General features: G+C 71.7%; 15 protein-coding genes. 4 read left to right on the forward strand and 11 right to left on the reverse strand.

The genetic code is table 11. The features are described 5' to 3' along the window. Positions 1 to 84 precede the first annotated feature (84 nt). A complete protein-coding gene (locus AB0D18_RS08990; RefSeq protein ID WP_362414479.1) occupies positions 85 to 897 on the forward strand; it encodes a methyltransferase domain-containing protein in 813 nt (270 codons plus the stop codon). A 33-nt stretch (positions 898 to 930) separates the two neighbouring features. After that, positions 931 to 1,299, forward strand: coding sequence for a VOC family protein (locus AB0D18_RS08995; RefSeq protein WP_362414481.1), 369 nt, complete (start codon positions 931 to 933; stop codon positions 1,297 to 1,299). Here AB0D18_RS08995 and AB0D18_RS09000 read toward each other — a convergent pair. Continuing rightward, positions 1,296 to 3,266, reverse strand: coding sequence for a DUF5107 domain-containing protein (locus AB0D18_RS09000; protein ID WP_362414483.1), 1,971 nt, complete (start codon positions 3,264 to 3,266; stop codon positions 1,296 to 1,298). The two genes, AB0D18_RS08995 and AB0D18_RS09000, sit on opposite strands and share 4 nt — an antisense overlap. Positions 3,267 to 3,457: 191 nt before the next feature. On the opposite strand from AB0D18_RS09000, the gene AB0D18_RS09005 reads away from it, so the two are divergent. Further along, on the forward strand, positions 3,458 to 3,796 hold the full coding sequence (locus AB0D18_RS09005) for a DUF6204 family protein (RefSeq protein ID WP_362414485.1): 339 nt from the start codon (positions 3,458 to 3,460) through the stop codon (positions 3,794 to 3,796). On the opposite strand, the gene AB0D18_RS09010 is transcribed toward AB0D18_RS09005, so the two are convergent. From AB0D18_RS09010 to AB0D18_RS09020, 3 genes are read right to left on the reverse strand one after another with little or no spacing between them, the layout of a single operon-like run. Continuing rightward, complete coding sequence (locus tag AB0D18_RS09010; RefSeq protein WP_362414487.1) at positions 3,774 to 4,235, reverse strand: RidA family protein; 462 nt, start codon at positions 4,233 to 4,235, stop codon at positions 3,774 to 3,776. The genes AB0D18_RS09005 and AB0D18_RS09010 overlap by 23 nt on opposite strands. Then, positions 4,228 to 4,839: a GNAT family protein gene (locus tag AB0D18_RS09015; protein ID WP_362414489.1), complete on the reverse strand. Its 612-nt coding sequence runs from the start codon at positions 4,837 to 4,839 to the stop codon at positions 4,228 to 4,230. The genes AB0D18_RS09010 and AB0D18_RS09015 overlap by 8 nt, the downstream gene beginning before the upstream one ends. A 24-nt stretch (positions 4,840 to 4,863) precedes the next feature. Further along, positions 4,864 to 5,238, reverse strand: coding sequence for a hypothetical protein (locus AB0D18_RS09020; protein WP_362414491.1), 375 nt, complete (start codon positions 5,236 to 5,238; stop codon positions 4,864 to 4,866). A gap of 137 nt (positions 5,239 to 5,375) precedes the next feature. On the opposite strand from AB0D18_RS09020, the gene AB0D18_RS09025 reads away from it, so the two are divergent. Next, positions 5,376 to 5,894, forward strand: a complete 519-nt coding sequence (locus tag AB0D18_RS09025) for a DinB family protein (RefSeq protein WP_362414493.1) — start codon at positions 5,376 to 5,378, stop codon at positions 5,892 to 5,894. Between the two features lie 34 nt (positions 5,895 to 5,928). Here the strand turns inward: AB0D18_RS09025 and AB0D18_RS09030 are convergent, their stop codons facing one another. The 7 genes from AB0D18_RS09030 to AB0D18_RS09060 form a co-directional block, all read right to left on the reverse strand. Beyond that, positions 5,929 to 6,918, reverse strand: coding sequence for an LD-carboxypeptidase (locus AB0D18_RS09030; RefSeq protein WP_362414495.1), 990 nt, complete (start codon positions 6,916 to 6,918; stop codon positions 5,929 to 5,931). Then, positions 6,915 to 8,924, reverse strand: a complete 2,010-nt coding sequence (locus AB0D18_RS09035; RefSeq protein WP_362414497.1) for a prolyl oligopeptidase family serine peptidase — start codon at positions 8,922 to 8,924, stop codon at positions 6,915 to 6,917. Before AB0D18_RS09035 ends, AB0D18_RS09030 begins: the two co-directional genes overlap by 4 nt. A 39-nt stretch (positions 8,925 to 8,963) precedes the next feature. Next, positions 8,964 to 10,349: a M20/M25/M40 family metallo-hydrolase gene (locus tag AB0D18_RS09040; protein WP_362414499.1), complete on the reverse strand. Its 1,386-nt coding sequence runs from the start codon at positions 10,347 to 10,349 to the stop codon at positions 8,964 to 8,966. Beyond that, positions 10,342 to 11,175 carry a M55 family metallopeptidase gene (locus AB0D18_RS09045; protein WP_362414500.1) on the reverse strand — a complete coding sequence of 278 codons (834 nt, stop codon included), beginning with the start codon at positions 11,173 to 11,175 and terminating at the stop codon, positions 10,342 to 10,344. Before AB0D18_RS09045 ends, AB0D18_RS09040 begins: the two co-directional genes overlap by 8 nt. 110 nt (positions 11,176 to 11,285) lie before the next feature. Further along, on the reverse strand, positions 11,286 to 12,011 hold the full coding sequence (locus AB0D18_RS09050; protein ID WP_362414502.1) for a methyltransferase domain-containing protein: 726 nt from the start codon (positions 12,009 to 12,011) through the stop codon (positions 11,286 to 11,288). Between the two features lie 256 nt (positions 12,012 to 12,267). Next, positions 12,268 to 14,736: an MFS transporter gene (locus tag AB0D18_RS09055; RefSeq protein ID WP_362414504.1), complete on the reverse strand. Its 2,469-nt coding sequence runs from the start codon at positions 14,734 to 14,736 to the stop codon at positions 12,268 to 12,270. A gap of 218 nt (positions 14,737 to 14,954) precedes the next feature. Further along, a complete protein-coding gene (locus AB0D18_RS09060) occupies positions 14,955 to 15,401 on the reverse strand; it encodes an SRPBCC family protein (RefSeq protein WP_362414506.1) in 447 nt (148 codons plus the stop codon). Positions 15,402 to 15,525: the final 124 nt, after the last annotated feature.

Consider the following 15,525-nt stretch of genomic DNA (forward strand, 5'->3'; position numbering starts at 1 on the left):
CCACATCCCGAGACGCTCATCTCACAATCCAACACACACGCGTACCGTGAATCACCCACACCGCTCCGCACAAGGGAGTCCCCCGTGCCGAAAGAGACCGCCGTCTACACCCACGGCCACCACGAGTCCGTCCTGCGCTCACACACCTGGCGCACCGCCGCGAACTCCGCCGCGTACCTCGTTCCCCACCTCCGCCCGGGGCAGCGCGTGCTGGACATCGGCTGCGGGCCCGGCACCATCACCGCCGACCTGGCGACCCTCGTCGGCCCCGAGGGCCACGTCACCGGCGTCGACTTCGCGGCGGGCGTCCTCGACCAGGCCCGTCGGACCGCCGCCGATCGCGGCCTGGAGAACATCGAGTTCGCGAGAGCGGACGTGCACGCCCTCGGGTTCCCCGACGGCTCTTTCGACGTCGTCCACGCCCACCAGGTGCTCCAGCACGTGGGCGACCCGGACGCCGCCCTGCGCGAGATGCGCCGCGTGTGCCGCCCCGGCGGCATCGTCGCGGCCCGCGACAGCGATTACGCGGCGATGGCCTGGTACCCCGAACCGCCGCTGCTGGACGACTGGCTGGAGCTGTACCACCAAGTGGCCCGCGCGGGCGGCGGCGAGCCGGACGCCGGTCGCCGGCTGCACTCCTGGGCCAGGCGGGCCGGCTTCACGGACCTCGCCTCGTCCGCCGCGACCTGGTGCTACGCCACCCCCGACGAGCTCGCCTGGTGGAGCGGCCTGTGGGCGGACCGTACGATCGCGTCGTCGTACGCGGACCTGGCAGTGACCGGCGGGCACGCAACTGCCGTACAGCTCAAGGAGATCGCCGGGGCCTGGCGCGAGTGGGGCACCCGCGAGGACGCGTGGTTCATGGTCCCGCACGGCGAGATCCTCTGCCGCGCCTGACGGCTGCTCCCCCGCCCAACTACCCTCGCCCTTATGGAGATCTTGGGAACCACACTGCGCATCTACGTGGACGACACCGCAGCACTGGACACCACGGCCGCCTTCTACGAGCGCATCACGGGCATCCGTGCGCAGCGCTTCGAGCGCGGCGGGGTCTCGGTCGCCGCCGTCGGCTGCTTCCTGGTGATGAGCGGCCCGCGCGAGGAGATCGACCTGCTGCGGAAGGTCGCGGCGACGGTCGCGGTGAAGGACGTCGAGGAGGCCCACGTCACGCTGACCGCCGCCGGTGCGCAGGTCATCGCGGGCCCGGTGGCGACCCCGGTGGGCCGCAACCTGATCGCCCTCCACCCGGACGGCTCCGTCTTCGAGTACGTGGACCGGGGCGGCGCTTCCTCCGACTAGGAGCCGTCCTCCCGCCGTCTGAAGTCGTAGACCCCCGGCACCGGTTCGTCGGTGACGGTCGCCCAGACTTCGCCGACGTCGGTCGCGCCCTCGCGCAGATCGGCGACCTCGAAGCCCTCGTCGAAGACGGCTCGGGCCGCCTCCCGGTCCCCCTCCGCCACGAGCAGCTGGACCTCCAGGAGGCGGAACCGGCCGGTGGCCCGGGTGGCGGGCCGCAGTCCTTCCCAGACGGTACGGGCCTGGTCCTGACGGCCCGTGGCGAGCAGTGCCTCGATCGCCTCCCGGCCGAGTGCGGCGGTGGCCGCCGTCCAGTCCTCGCCGTCGCGGCGCTCCTCGCAGAGGTCGGCGAAGGCTTCGGCATACAGGTCGGCGGCCCGTTCCCGGTGTCCCGCCTCGCAGTCCGCGAGGGCCAGGCAGCGGAGCAACGGCCAGCGGGACGGAGCCAGTTGGAGGCCGCGCTCCCAGCTTCGTACCGCCTGGGCGAGGTCGCCCGCATGCCACTGGGCGATGCCGAGGTGGTACTCGGTGAGGGGTTCGGCGGGGGCGGTCTCCAGCATGTCGCGCCAGTGCGGGGCGACGAGCGAGGGCCCGGGAGGGACGACCCTTCGGGGGGCCGGGAGCGAGCCGCCCTTGAGCAACTCCAGCCAGGGCTCCTGCTGTTCGGTCAGCGTCGTCTCGGGGAAGGGGGTGCCCGGCAGCTTGAATCCGCCGCGCAGTACCTCCAGCGCGCCCCAGCCCGACCCCTCCGCCAGGATCTCGCCCGGCTCGTGGTCGGCGTGGGCGAGCCAAGCGGTATACGCGGCGTCGACGGCGGCGCGGGGCAGCGCCGCCTCAAGGGCGTCTTCCGCCGTCGTACGCGCTGCCGCCCAGTCGTCGCCGTGCACACTCTCCGCGTCGGCGGACAGCGGCCCGTACGCCTCCAGCCAGCTGAACGAGGTCTCCGGTTCGAGGGGTATGTGCTCCAGCTGGGTGCGGGCGAGTCCGGCCTGGATCTCGGCGTAGCCGGGGGTGCCCGGCTCGGTCAGCCACTCCTGCCAGCGCCGTCCGCCGTGCCCGCTGCCCCACAGGAACAGCTTGCGGCCGCGCAGCCGGTCGGTGGAGGTCTGCACGAGGCCCTCGCCCGCCCCGTCCAGCGCGGCGATCCACTTCCGCGACTCCTCGGGCACCTCGTAGAAGTAGTCGGCGGGGAAGTCACTGCGGGTGGGGTACGTACGGTCCGCGCCGTCGGAGTGCGGGACGGGGACCCGGCCGAGCGACTTCTCGTACCCGAAGTACCAGGCCTCGTCGGCGGGGGCGAGGACGCGGGTGCGCTCGTTCTCCTCGACGGCGGTGTTGGACCACCAGTAGGTGGGCACGGGCCGCTCGTGCGGGTTGCGGATGCGTACGCCCACGTACAGGAAGTCGGAGTCGGCGGGCAGCCACAGGTCGATCTGGAACGGCAGGTCGCGCAGTCGCTCCCACTCCCACAGCCGGACCATCTCGCCGCCGTCCGGAGCGGGCACGACGGCCGCGTGCAGCGGGGCGCAGGTGAGGGTGGTGTGGCCACTCGCGCCGATGTTCCACTCGATACCGCCGGAGAACCAGGCCCCGTTGAGGGCGAAGTCGGCAGGCTGGAGGACCGGGTTCCGGTAGACCAGTTCGCGTCCCGTGGGCTTGTGGTGGAGGGACTGGATCCGGCCACCGAGACCGGGCAGGACGGTCACTCGCAGCCGGTCGTTCTCGATCACGACCGCGTCGAAGTCCGTCTCCGTGCGCTCCCGCCCGTACCCGTCCAACGTCCGTACGGGAAGGAACGTGCGCAGCGGCTCGTACCCCATCTGACGTGCCATGTCGCGCGGCATCCCCTGCTTCGCCCGGTCCGCAGGCACCTGCACCCGGTCGAGGGTGCGCAGGCCGGGGAGGGGGTTCTCCTGACCCAACGGGGCGGCGGGGAGGGTCAGTACGGCACGTCGCACCGTCGTGGCCAAAACAACCTCACTCGTTCACTGGCTCGTGAAGGCGCAGCTGGGCACGCGCGCCCCTTCCGTGTCCATCCGAACACGATCCGTACCGCCCTGACCAGGGGTTCCGCCGGTCAGTATTAAGCAAAGGCGCGCTCGCCACGTGCGCCGTACGCTGGCCCTTTCCGCAGCCGTACGACGCGAAGGACCGACAGAGGATGAGCACGCAGCACACGTACCGGGTCATTGTCCGGGGAGCCTGGGACGGGCTGTCCGAGGACAGCAGGAGCCGGCTGCTCGCCGAGAAGGACGCGCACGGCCTGACGTCGATGCAGTTCGCCGCGGAGGGCTCGCTCACCTACGACGTCCCGCTGAAGCACTTCTCGATGCGCTACCTCGTGGAGTCCGACGCGGTGGACGGTCCTGAGATGGCGTCCGCGATCGCCGAGGACCGCGCCGAGTCCGTACTGAAGGAACTGGGCCACGGCCACGGTGAACTCAAGTCCACCGCGACCGACATGGACACGATGAAGATCAACCGGAAAGCGCGGCGGTGACGTCGGGCCCGGCCGGAAGCGCGGCGGTGACGTCGAGCTCCATGAGCTGCCCGGCAAAACCGAGCCGGGTGACGCCCAGGAGGGTGCTCGCGGTACTGAAGGCGGGTCCGAGCGGCGAGCCGGTGAGCCGCTGCCAGACGGCTCCGAGGGCGTCGGTCCCGTCCGTGACGACGTAGATCACGGTCCGTACGACCTGCTCGGGGCCCGCGTCGACAGCGGCGAGCGCGGCCAGGGTGTTCGCCACGACCTGATCGGTCTGGGCGAGTACGTCGCCGGGGCCGACCAGGTCTCCCGCCGCATCCAGCGGGCACTGTCCGGCGAGGTGGGCGGTGCGGCCCGCTTCGACGACGGTGATGTGGTGGTAGCCGGGGGTCTTGTGCAGGACCTCGGGGTTGAGGCGGGTGATGCCGGGCCCGGTGCGGGTGAGGTGGTCAGTCATGGGGGACAGGCTCTTCGCCCGACTGCCCTTCCCGCAAACGGTTTTGGGGCCGCAGCTCCGGTGCTGTGAGTGCCCAGCGTTCGTGGTCGCGCCAGGCTCCGGCGATGAAGAGGAAGTCCGGGGAGTAGCCCTCGTAACGGAAGTGCGCCGTGCGGACGAGGGCGAGGGAGGCTTCGTTGCCCGGCTGGATGTTGGCCTCCAGGCGGTGCAGGCCGAGCCGACCGAAGGCGTGGCGCAGGACGAGGTCCAGGCCCTCGGCCATCAGACCGCGGCCGACGGCGTGGGCGAACGCCCCGTAGCCGAGGGCGCCGTTCTGGAACGCACCCTCGACGATGTTGTTGATGTTGATGAAGCCCGCGATGCGGTCGTCGGCGCGGGTGCAGACCAGGAAGCCCACCCGGTTCGGGTCCCCGATCAGGGTGCTCGCGTAGCTGCGGAACGCCTGCGGGGTGTCCGGCGGTGCGAGCCACGGCCGGTGCAGCTCCCGGCTCTCGCGGACCCGTGCGGTGAACTCCTCCGCATCGCTGTGGCGGAACGGCCGGATGCCCACCCGCGGGCCCTCTGCGAGGTGGCGGGAGATGTGGGCGGCAGGTTGTTCAGGCATCCGGCCAGGCTACGTCCGACCGGGCTACGGGCACTTCTCGCCCGTCTTGACCACGCCCAGCCTGAGCGTGCCGCCACGCAGCTTGACGCCCGCCTTCGGGGACTGGGTGCAGACCTTCCAGTTGGGCGGCCACAGCACCTTGCGGTGGTCCCCGCTGAGGTCCTGGATGTCCAGGGCGGTCTCGGCGCTCACCGTGCTGTAGACGTGGAAGAGGTTCCTGCCGGCGAACTGGGGCAGCGGGTCGGGTTCGTCGGCGGCGGGCCCCGCCATGGCCTGCACCGCCATGACCTGCGGCGCGGCAACCGGCGCCGCCGCGGCCACGCCCGTCGATGCCACCGTCACGGCCAGTACCGCACCGGCCGCCGCCGTCGCCGCCGTCGCCGCACGCTTGTGAATCACTGTGCCTCCTGCGTCGCTGGGAAGGGGGCTCCCGCCCCCGGTGACCAGGATGACCGGATCCCCGGCGCCGAGGGGCACTCGGGCGGGCCGTACGGGTGACTTCCAGGGGCTTGACGGTGTGGTTTACGGTCCTGTGCATGACCCACACCACCCCGAAGCGGATCGAACGAGTGCCCTTCACCGGCGACGAGAAGTCGACCCTGCTCGCCTCGCTCGACCAGCACCGCGACATCGCCCTGTGGAAGCTCGAAGGCCTGGACGACGAGCAGTTGCGCCGTCCCCTGACCCCGACCGGCACGAACCTGCTGGGCCTGGTGAAGCACCTTGCGGCCATCGAGTACGGCTGGTTCTGCGAGACCTTCGGGTACGCGACCGAGAAGCTGTGGTTCGCGGACGAGGACGACATGGCCCTCTCCCCCGACGAGACGACCGCACAGATCGTGGAGCTGTACGGGCGGGCCCGGACGGCCTCCGACCGGGTCGTCGCCGACCTGGACCTCGACCACCTCGGCACGTCCTGGGACGGTACGACGGTGTCCCTGCGCTGGGTGCTGGTGCACATGATCGAGGACACCGTCCGGCACACCGGCCACATGGACATCGTGCGCGAGCTGATCGACGGGGCGACGGGCGACTACCGCACCACCTGGCAGTAGAACACCGGCCGCCCCCACAGCATTTGACGGTACGTCACACCAGCGCGGGCGCGTCCAGCGTCAAGGTTCCCGCGTCCGCGTCCAGCACCGCCGGGACCCCCAGCGGCACCGTCAGCGCGGTCGCCGAGTGCCCAAAGCCCAGCTCCTCGACCACCGGCACCCCGAGAGGGCCCAGCCGGTCGAGCAGCACCGGCCTGATCCGCTCCTCGTACGGCCCGCAGTCCACCCACGACCCGAGGGCGATCCCCGCGACGCCGTCCAGCAGGCCGGAGCGCAGGAGTTGGGTGAGGATGCGGTCCAGGCGGTACGCCTCCTCGCCGATGTCCTCGATGACGAGGATGCCGCCGCGTGCCGACGGGCGGCCGTACGGGGTGCCGAGGTCGGCGGCGAGCAGCGAGACGCAGCCGCCGAGGGTGACCCCGTGTGCCCGGCCGGGCACCAGGGTGCGGGCGGTGGGAAGCCCGAGGGTGCGGACGGTCTCCGGGGTGAAGAGGGTGGCGCGCAGGGAGTCCTGGGTGGGCCCGTCCTTGAGGAAGACGGGGGAGCCGGCCATCGGCCCGTGCAGGGTGGCGACGCCCATCCGGACGGCGAACGCCTCGTGCAGTACGGTGATGTCGCTGTAGCCGACGAAGGGCTTGGGCCGCCCGTACGCGGCGGTGGCCGTCCGCATCGCCGCCCAGTCGACGAGGTCGACCATGCGCTGCGCCCCGTACCCGCCGCGTGCGCACATCACGGCGGCCACGGACGGGTCGCACCACGCCTCGGTCAGGTCGCGGGCCCGCGCGGCGTCGCCGCCCGCCAGATACCCGAACTCCCCGTGTCTGTCCAGGACATGGGGCATCACCACCGGGTCCAGGTCCCACCCGCGCAGGATGTCGAGCCCCTGTGCCAGCTGGTCCTCGGGCACGGGGCCGCTCGGTGCGACGATCGCGACGCGCGCGCCGGGGCGCAGCCGGGCGGGGCGGGACAGTTCGGCGAGGGCTGCGCGGCCGGCAGGGGCGGAGGTGGCGGGGCGGGTGGTCACTTGTTGAGCTCCAGTCGCGGCACGTCGGTCCTGTCGGTTCCGAACGCCTGTGAGTACAGGGAGAGTTCGGCCTCCAGGGCCCTGGTCATGGTGTCCGCCCTGCGGAATCCGTGCCCCTCCCCCTCGAAGGCGATGTACGCGTGCGGTATGCCGCGCCCCGCCATCAGCCCGAGGAAGCGTTCGGCCTGGACCGGCGGGCAGATCGGGTCGTCGAGCCCCTGCAGCAGCAGGAAGGGGGCGGTGATGCGGTCGGCGTGCTCGGCGGGCGAGCGGGCCGCGTAGATCTCGGGACAGGTGGCGAGCGGGCCGATCAGCGATTCCAGGTACTGGGACTCCAGGTCGTGGGTCTCGTCGTCGGCCCACGAAACCAGGTCCAGGACCGGGTACTTGATGGTGCCGCAGGCGTAGACGTCCGTACCGGCGAGCGAGACGGCGGTGGTGAAGCCGCCCGCGCTGCCGCCGCGGATGGCGAGCCTGCCCGGGTCCGCGGTGCCCTCGTCGGCGAGGGCGAGGGCGACGGCGGCGCAGTCCTCGACGTCGACGACGCCCCACTGGCCGCGCAGCCGGTTGCGGTACTCGCGCCCGTAGCCCGTCGAGCCGCCGTAGTTGACCTCGGCGACACCGATGCCGCGCGAGGTGAAGTAGGCGATCTCCAGGTCGAGTACGAGGGGTGCGTGGCCGGTGGGGCCGCCGTGCGCCCACACCACGTACGGCGGGAGTTCCTCGGCGGGGGCGATCCGGCCGGGGTGGTGGGGCGGGTAGATGTGTGCGTGGATGTCGCGGCCTTCGGGCCCGGTGAAGGTGCGGATCTGCGGTTCGGGGTAGTACGACGGGTCGACCGGGTCGTCGTGCGGGGAGCCGATGACGCGGGCCCGGCCGGACGCGGGGATGAGTTCGACGACTTCGTACGCACTGCGCGGGCTGGCGGCGACGCCGACGACGCGGGCCCCGTGCACGGCGAGGGTGGCCGACCACGTGGTCCAGGGGCCTGCCGCGTCGACGAGTTCGCCCGTCTCGGGGTCGAGTATGCCGAGCGCGGTGGCGCCCCTGCCGTGGACGACGGCGATCAGCCCGCTGTCGAGCGGGTGGAACCAGCGCAGCCCGATCTGCCACAGCGGCCCGCCGAACTCCTCCTCCCTGCCCAGGCAGAGCGCTCCGCTGATGCGCCCGCCGTCGCGCCGCAGCCGGTAGAGCTCCCACCAGCCGCCCCGGTCGGAGACGTACAGCAGTGTGCCGTCCCGGTCCCACTCGACCTGGCAGACCGACTCCTCCTCGCCGCCCGCCAGGATCCGCACACCGGTGAACTCCCGTCCTGACTCGGCGATTTCGGCCACCAGCAGCTCGGTGCCGTCCCACGGCATCCGGGGGTGGTCCCAGCCGATCCAGGCGACCTGCGTCCCGTCGTGCGAGATCCGGGGCCCGGTGACGAAGCGGTGCCCGCCGTCGCTCAACTCCCGCACACGGCGGCGGTCTTCGGCGGCGGACCCGTCCAGCGGTACGGCGGCGATCACCCGGCGCACGTCGGTGGGTGCTTCACCGGTGAACTCCTCCAGCACGCACCACACTTCGCCGTCGTGAATCACCGGGTCGACCCAGCGCAGCCCGCCCCCGACGGCCGACACGGGGGTCAGCGGACGGGGGCCCCGGCCGGCGCCGAGCCCGTCCGGCTCGTACGCGTCCGGCTCGTACGCGTACAGCCTCTGATCGGCGAAGTTCACGAAGACGACGAGCGGCCCGCCCGTCTCCCGTGCGGTCCCGGCCCACGGCTGTCCGCCGTACTCGACGACCCTGCTGCGGACGTTCCACGGCGCGGGCAGCACCGACTCCTCGGCGCCGTCCGGCCGCAGCCGCACCAGGGCCCGCCGGCCGCCCTCCTCGGGGCGCGGCACGGTCCACCACACTTCGTCACCGACCATGCCGACGAACTGCGGGGCGCCGTCGTGCGACGCCGCGAGCGCCGCATCGATCGGCGACGGCCAGCTTCCGTAAGGCCCGGTGGGCACCATGCTGTCAACTCCCCCAATGGGTTCAGACGCCTCTTGAGGTCAGGCGTTCCGAAGGTAATGGTCCAGGACGCGCACCCCGAAGTGCAGTGCTTCGACCGGGACTCGTTCGTCGACCCCGTGGAAAAGTGCCCCGTAGTCGAAGCCCTCGGGGAGCTTCAGCGGCGAGAAGCCATAGCCGGTGATGCCGAGCCGGGAGAACTGCTTGGCGTCCGTGCCGCCCGACATGCAGTACGGCACCACATGCCCTTCGGGGGCGAACCGGCGTACCGCATCCCGGAGTTGACGGTAGGTCGGGGAGTCGACCGGCGCCTCGATCGCGACCGAGCGGTGGTGGAACTCCCAGTCGACGTGCTCCCCGGTGAGCATGTCCAGCGTCTGGCGGAACTCGTCCTCACCGCCGGGAAGAAACCTTCCGTCAACGTAGGCGGTGGCACTGCCCGGGATCACGTTGACCTTGTACCCGGCGTCCAGCATGGTCGGGTTCGCACTGTTTCGTACGGTTGCCTGGGCGAGCTCGGCGGCCGGGCCCAGCTTGTTCAGCAGGGCGTCCACGTTGAAGCCCGGGTCGTCCGGGTCGGGGGTGTCCAGGTCCTGCAGGGCCGCCAGTTCGCGCAGACAGGCCCGTACGGTCGGGGTGAGGCGGACCGGCCACTCGTGCTCCCCGATCCGGGCGACGGCGGCGGCGACGCGGCTGACCGCGTTCTGCCCGTTGACCTTGGAGCCGTGGCCCGCGGTGCCGTACCCGGTCAGCTTGAGCCAGCCCGTACCGCGCTCACCCGCCGCAATGGGATAGATCTGCATGCCGGGTCCGGCGTGGAAGGTGTACGCACCCGACTCGCTGATGCCCTCCGTGCAGCCCTCGAAGAGAGCGGCGTGCTCGTCGACCAGGAAGTCGGCGCCGTCGATCGCGCTGGCCTCCTCGTCTGCGGTGTACGCGATCACGATGTCCCGGCGCGGGCGCACTCCCGCGCGCGCCCAGGCCCGTACGACGGAGAGCACCATCGCGTCCATGTTCTTCATGTCGACGGCGCCGCGCCCCCACACCACCCCGTCCCTGACCTCGCCGGAGAACGGGTGCACGGACCAGTCGGCGGGCTCGGCGGGGACGACGTCGAGATGGCCGTGGACGAGGAGCGCATCGGCGGAAGGGTCGGTTCCGGGGATGCGGGCGACGACGTTGGTGCGTCCCTCGGTGCGCTCCAGCATCCGCACGTCGAGGCCGGCCGCGGCGAGGCGTTCGGCGACGTACTCGGCGGCGGGGCGCTCGCGGCAGTCGCCGCTGCCCCGGTTGGTGGTGTCGATGCGGATGAGGTCGGAGGTGAAGGCCACCACCTCGTCCAGCGCGGCCCGGTCGATCGGTGCGGCCTCGTCGATCGGCGCGCTCACCGGATTCTCCGGGGTCACGGGGCTCACAGAGTCACCCATACTGTTCCTCCACAGCGGACGAGACGATCGTGGTGACCGCCTTGAAGGTACGAATGCCCTCATACATCGTCGGGCTGGTGTAGGAGACACGCCGTTCACCGGTTCGGTCCACTCCCGGCACCACCGTGGCGACGTCCGAGAGGTGGGTCGCGTCGAACTCCAGCTCCACGGTGAACGACCCGCCCCGCACCGGCTCGTGACGCACGGCCAGCGCGGTGGCCTCCTTGGCGGCGGCCCGGATGTCGGCGGCGGTACGGGTGGGGGTCCGGCACACGGCGGCGTACCTGGAGACGTGGTCCTTGACGGCGACCTTGCGGGCGTACGGCGCGTACCCGTCCGCATCCTCGCAGGTCAGGTCGTCGCCGGTGACGAGCACGACGGGCACTCCGTACTCCGCGACGACGTGCGCGTTGAGCAGACCCTCGCTGGCGCGCTTCCCGTTGAGCCAGACCCCGGTGATCGAGTTGGCGAGATAGGTGTGCGCGAGGACGCCTTCCGTGCCGGCACCGGTGTGGTAGCCGACGAACGCGATGCCGTCGACGTCGCCGTGCTGGATGCCCTCGACCATGCTGAGCGACTTGTGGCGGCCGGTGAGCATCTGGGCGCGTTCGTCAAGCCGTTCGAGCAGCAGGTTGCGCATGGACCAGTGGGCCTCGTTGATGAGGACCTCGTCCGCGCCGCCGTCGAAGAAGCCGAGGACGGCCGCGTTCACGTCGGAGGTGAACATGGACCGGCAGCGCTCCCACTGCGGGGTGCCGGGCAGCACGTCGGCGGGCCAGGTGACGCCGGTGGCGCCCTCCATGTCGGCGCTGATGAGGATCTTCACCCTGGTTCCTTCCACTGCGGGGGCGGCGGGTTCTCTCGCGGCGTCGTGCCCGGTGAGTGTACGTACGGAGCCAGGCGGCCCGGCAGCCCGCCGGGCGGACGTTCGCGCGCTCAGCCGGTACGCCCCACCACCAGCCACTTCGACGGCAGTTCCATCCGGGTGCCGTCCGGGAGGTACTCGGTCGTCGTGAGCGGTATGTCCCCGCTCGCCAGCACGTCGAGACCCGCCGACCGGAACAGCCCCGGCACCTCCGCGTCCGGCATCGCGCCCGGGACGATGCCGTGCGCGAAAACCGGGCGGAGCTTGGGCGGCGGCCCCTCGGGGTGGTGCGCCAGCTCGCACAGGATGCGCCCGGCGGTCTCGGCGGGCTCGACCACGAACGCCCGCCCCCGCTCGCCCACCAGCGTGGCCACGGCGGCCGCCAGCGGCCCCCGGTCGGCGCTCTCGCACTGGTGCAGCACGCTGCGCAGATACACCTGGGCGTCACCCAGCTCCCGGTGCAGCCGCCGTACGTCACCGGGCTCGGTGGCGTCTGCGACGGTGAACCGCACCTGCCCGTCCGGGTCGCAGCGGCGGGCCCGTGCGATGGCGGCGGGGGCGAGGTCCAGGCCCGCGACCCGCGGGAAGCGGTCGGCGAGGAAGAGCGTCTGGGTGCCGTTGCCGCAGCCCAGGTCGACGACGGGGAGGTCGGTCGCGGTCATGTGCGGCTCGAAGAGGGCCAGATGGATGCCGGCGGTGAGGGCGGGCTCGGCGTCCCAGAGGACCGCGCCCACCCTCTCCGGCGCCTCCTGCCAGAACCCTTCCCAGGCGTCCCTGTATCGGCTCGTCACGCTCATGATCAGCTCCCGGGGGTGCGGTGGGCCACTGGTGAAGATCACTCCACCGTCCCTCCCTGCCGGGCGCACTACAAGGTATCGACATACACCTTTGTCGGCTGTTCGAGCTGCGCCGACGGCCGTGCACGCCGCGCACGCGCCGTGCACGCTGGGGTTGACAACGGGGAGGAGACCGGCCCCGACGGGACCGGCCTCCTCCGTTCGCGTGCGGCTACTCCCGTACCCGACAAGGGACTTCAGCTACGGCGCAGGGACTTCAGTCCTCGTGGCCGAGCTGGAGGTCGCGTTCGGTGCGGCCGCCGCCCGCCACCTGGAGGACGGTGGCCACCGGCGGGTACCCGGCAGCGATCACCGTGTACTCGCCCGTCGAGAGGTCGACGAAGCGGAACGTGCCGTCCGAGCCGGTGGTGAGGGTGTCCACCACGTTGCCCGCCGCGTCGAGCAGCGTCACCCGGGCGTCCTCGACGGGCCGGCCGCCGCCGGCCCGCACGGTGCCGCGCAGGACGGCGCCGCCCGCCAGCTCGATGTCCTGCCGGGTCTCCCGCGCCGCCTGCACGCTGACCGGCAGTGCGGCGGGCCGGAAGGCGGGCGCGCTCGCGGCGAGGGTGTACTCCCCCGCGACCAGCTCCGAGATGACATAGCCCCCTTCGCGGCCGCTGCGCGTCGAGGCGACGACTTCGCCGCGTACGTCGGTGAGCGTGACGGCCGCGTCGCGGACCGGCGTGCCGTCCGCGGTGACGACGGACCCGGCGAGCCGGCCCGCGCCGCCGAGGACCACGTCCAGTTCGACCGGCCGCTCCCCCACGGTGACCGTGACGGCCTGCGGCTGGTGCCCGCCCGCCGCCGCGATCAGTACGTACGATCCGGGGCCGCGCACGCTCAGCGCGTACCGCCCGTCGGAACCGCTGGCGCCCCGCCCGACCTGCCGGCCGCCCACGTCGATGAGGGTGAGCGCGGCGCGCGGCACGGTGGAGCCGTCGTGGTGCTGGACGGTGCCGCAGACCGGTACGCCTCCCAACTGCTGGGCGGGAAAGGGGAGTTGCGGGGCGGGGAGGGGGCGGCTCACGGGCTCGGCTGCTGCGGCGGGAGCGGCGGCAGCGGGGGCGTTGTGCGCGGACACCAGTGGTTTCTCCTTGAGGAAGCAGGCGATGAGCAGGCCGAGCACGAGCACCGGCACGAGGTAGAGGAAGATGCGCGGCATGGCCGCCGCGTACGCCTCGATGTAGGCGTCGCGCAGCAACGGCGGCATCGCGTGCACCAGTTGCGGGGTGATGGACGACGGGTCGGGCAGGCCGACGCCGGCGGGCAGGGAGCCGGCGAGCGCGTCGACGAGGCGGCCCGCGAACAGCGTTCCGAAGATCGCGGCGCCGATGGAGCCGCCCATCTGCCGGAAGTAGGTGTTGGCGCTGGTGGCGGTGCCGAGGTCGCCGGGCGGTACGGAGTTCTGCACGGCGAGCACGAGCACCGGCATGATCAGCCCGACCCCGATGCCGAGCACGGCCATCCAGACGCTGTAGTGCAGCTGCGAGGTGTCCGTCTCCAGCCGCGACAGCAGCCACATCCCGACGGCGGACAGCGCACTGCCGGCGATCGGGTAGATCCGGTAGTGGCCGGTCCTGCTGATCAGCTGCCCGGAGACGATCGACGCGATGACGACGCCGCCCATCATCGGCAGCATCAGCAGCCCGGACTCGGTGGCGGTGGCCCCGTCGACCATCTGGAGGAAGGTCGGGAGGTAGCTGGCGGCGCCGAAGAGCGCGATGCCGACGACGGCGCCGACGAGCCCGGTGATGTTGAAGATCGAGTCGCGGAACAGCCGCAGCGGAATGATCGGTTCGGCCGCGTGGTACTCGGCGACGACGAACAGCAGGGACGTTCCGGCGGCTCCGGCAGCAAGCCCCAGGATCACCCGTGAGCCCCACTCGTACTCCGTACCGCCCCAACTGGTCAGCAGTACCAGGCAGGTGGACGCGGCGGCGAGCAGGACCGCCCCCATGATGTCCAGCCGGGGACGCACGGTGGGCTTCGGCAGCTTCAGTACGACGGCGACGACGGCGAGGGTGACCAGGCCGAACGGCACGTTGATGTAGAAGCACCAGCGCCAGGAGGCGTGGTCGGTGAAGAACCCGCCGAGCAGCGGCCCCGCCACGGACGCGAGCCCGAAGGCCGCCCCGATCAGTCCCATGAAACGGCCGCGCTGCCGGGGCGGCACGATGTCCGCGATGATCGCCTGCACGCCGATCATCAGCCCGCCCGCGCCGGCGCCCTGGATGGCCCGGAAGGCGATCAGCTGGTCCATCGTCCGGGACCAGCCTGCCAGTGCCGAGCCGATGACGAAGACGACGATGGCGAAGAGGAAGACGCCCTTTCGGCCGAAGAGGTCGCCGAGCTTCCCGTAGATCGGCAGCCCGATGGTCGAGGTCAGCAGGTAGGCGGTGATCGCCCAGGACATCCGGTCCAGACCCTGGAGATCGCCGACGATCTTCGGCAGGGCGGTGGCGACGATCATCTGCTCCAGCGCCGCGAGCAGCAGCGCGAGCATCAGAGCGCAGAACACGAGGCGGATCCGGCGGGGCGTACCGTGCCCGCCCGGGGGAAGCCCCCCTGGCCCGCGGTCCGCTGCGAGCGGGGCCTGTGGTGTCTGCTCGAACCCCTCTGTTCCCCCGGGGACCTGGGCCGGACGCGCCGCGCCCCGCCCGTCCTTCACCAGAGTGATGCCACCCACGTAATCGCTCCCCTCGTCACGCCTGTCGTCACGCCTGCGCCGCCCATTTGTCGCATTCGGCGACAAGGCGGAGCAAGCGCGACGATTGACGCGCGGGGCGTACGCGGGCGGACTTCGGGCCGGTGGGAGCCCCTACGGCGCACAACCGACGGGCACGGAAGACCACTCGAACCGGTGAGTCCGCGATCTTCCCGTAACGGCCTTCGCCGTGCGGCCAGTTACCCCTTCTCCACCTCGGCGGCGAGCTTGGCGAGCACCGCGTCGTAGATCCGGCCGAGCCCCTTGGGGGCGAAGGTCCTTTCGAAGAATCCGCCGATGCCGGTGGCGCCGGTCCATACGGACGTGACGACAACCTTCGCGGAACCCTCTCCGGCCGGGGTGACCGTCCAGGTGGTCACCATGGACGAGTTGCGGTCCTTCTCGACGAGCTGCCCGTCGGTCGGCTCGGTGACCTCCAGCAGGCAGTCGCGCACCCGCTTGCTGGTGGCCTGGAGTTTCCAGTGGACGAGGGTGCCCTCGCCGTCACCGCCCTCGCGCACTTCGTACTCGCTGAAGTGCTCGGGCAGGAGCTTCGCGCGCGCGCCGCTGTAGTCGGCCAGCGTGTCGAACACCGTCTCCGCATCCGCCGCGATGATCCGCTCCGTCGTGGCCTCTACCTGCGCCATGCCTCTTCCTCCAGCAGTCGGTTTTCCGGGTGGCTGCGCTCACCCAACCACCTCGGGAGCAGCCGCCAAAATCGGGGTTGCGACACGTAAGCGAACATGTGTTCTATTCTTGGTACGGCACTAC

Origin of the sequence: Streptomyces sp. NPDC048442 (genome assembly GCF_040651475.1) — a bacterium.
Classification (GTDB): Bacteria; Actinomycetota; Actinomycetes; order Streptomycetales; family Streptomycetaceae; genus Streptomyces.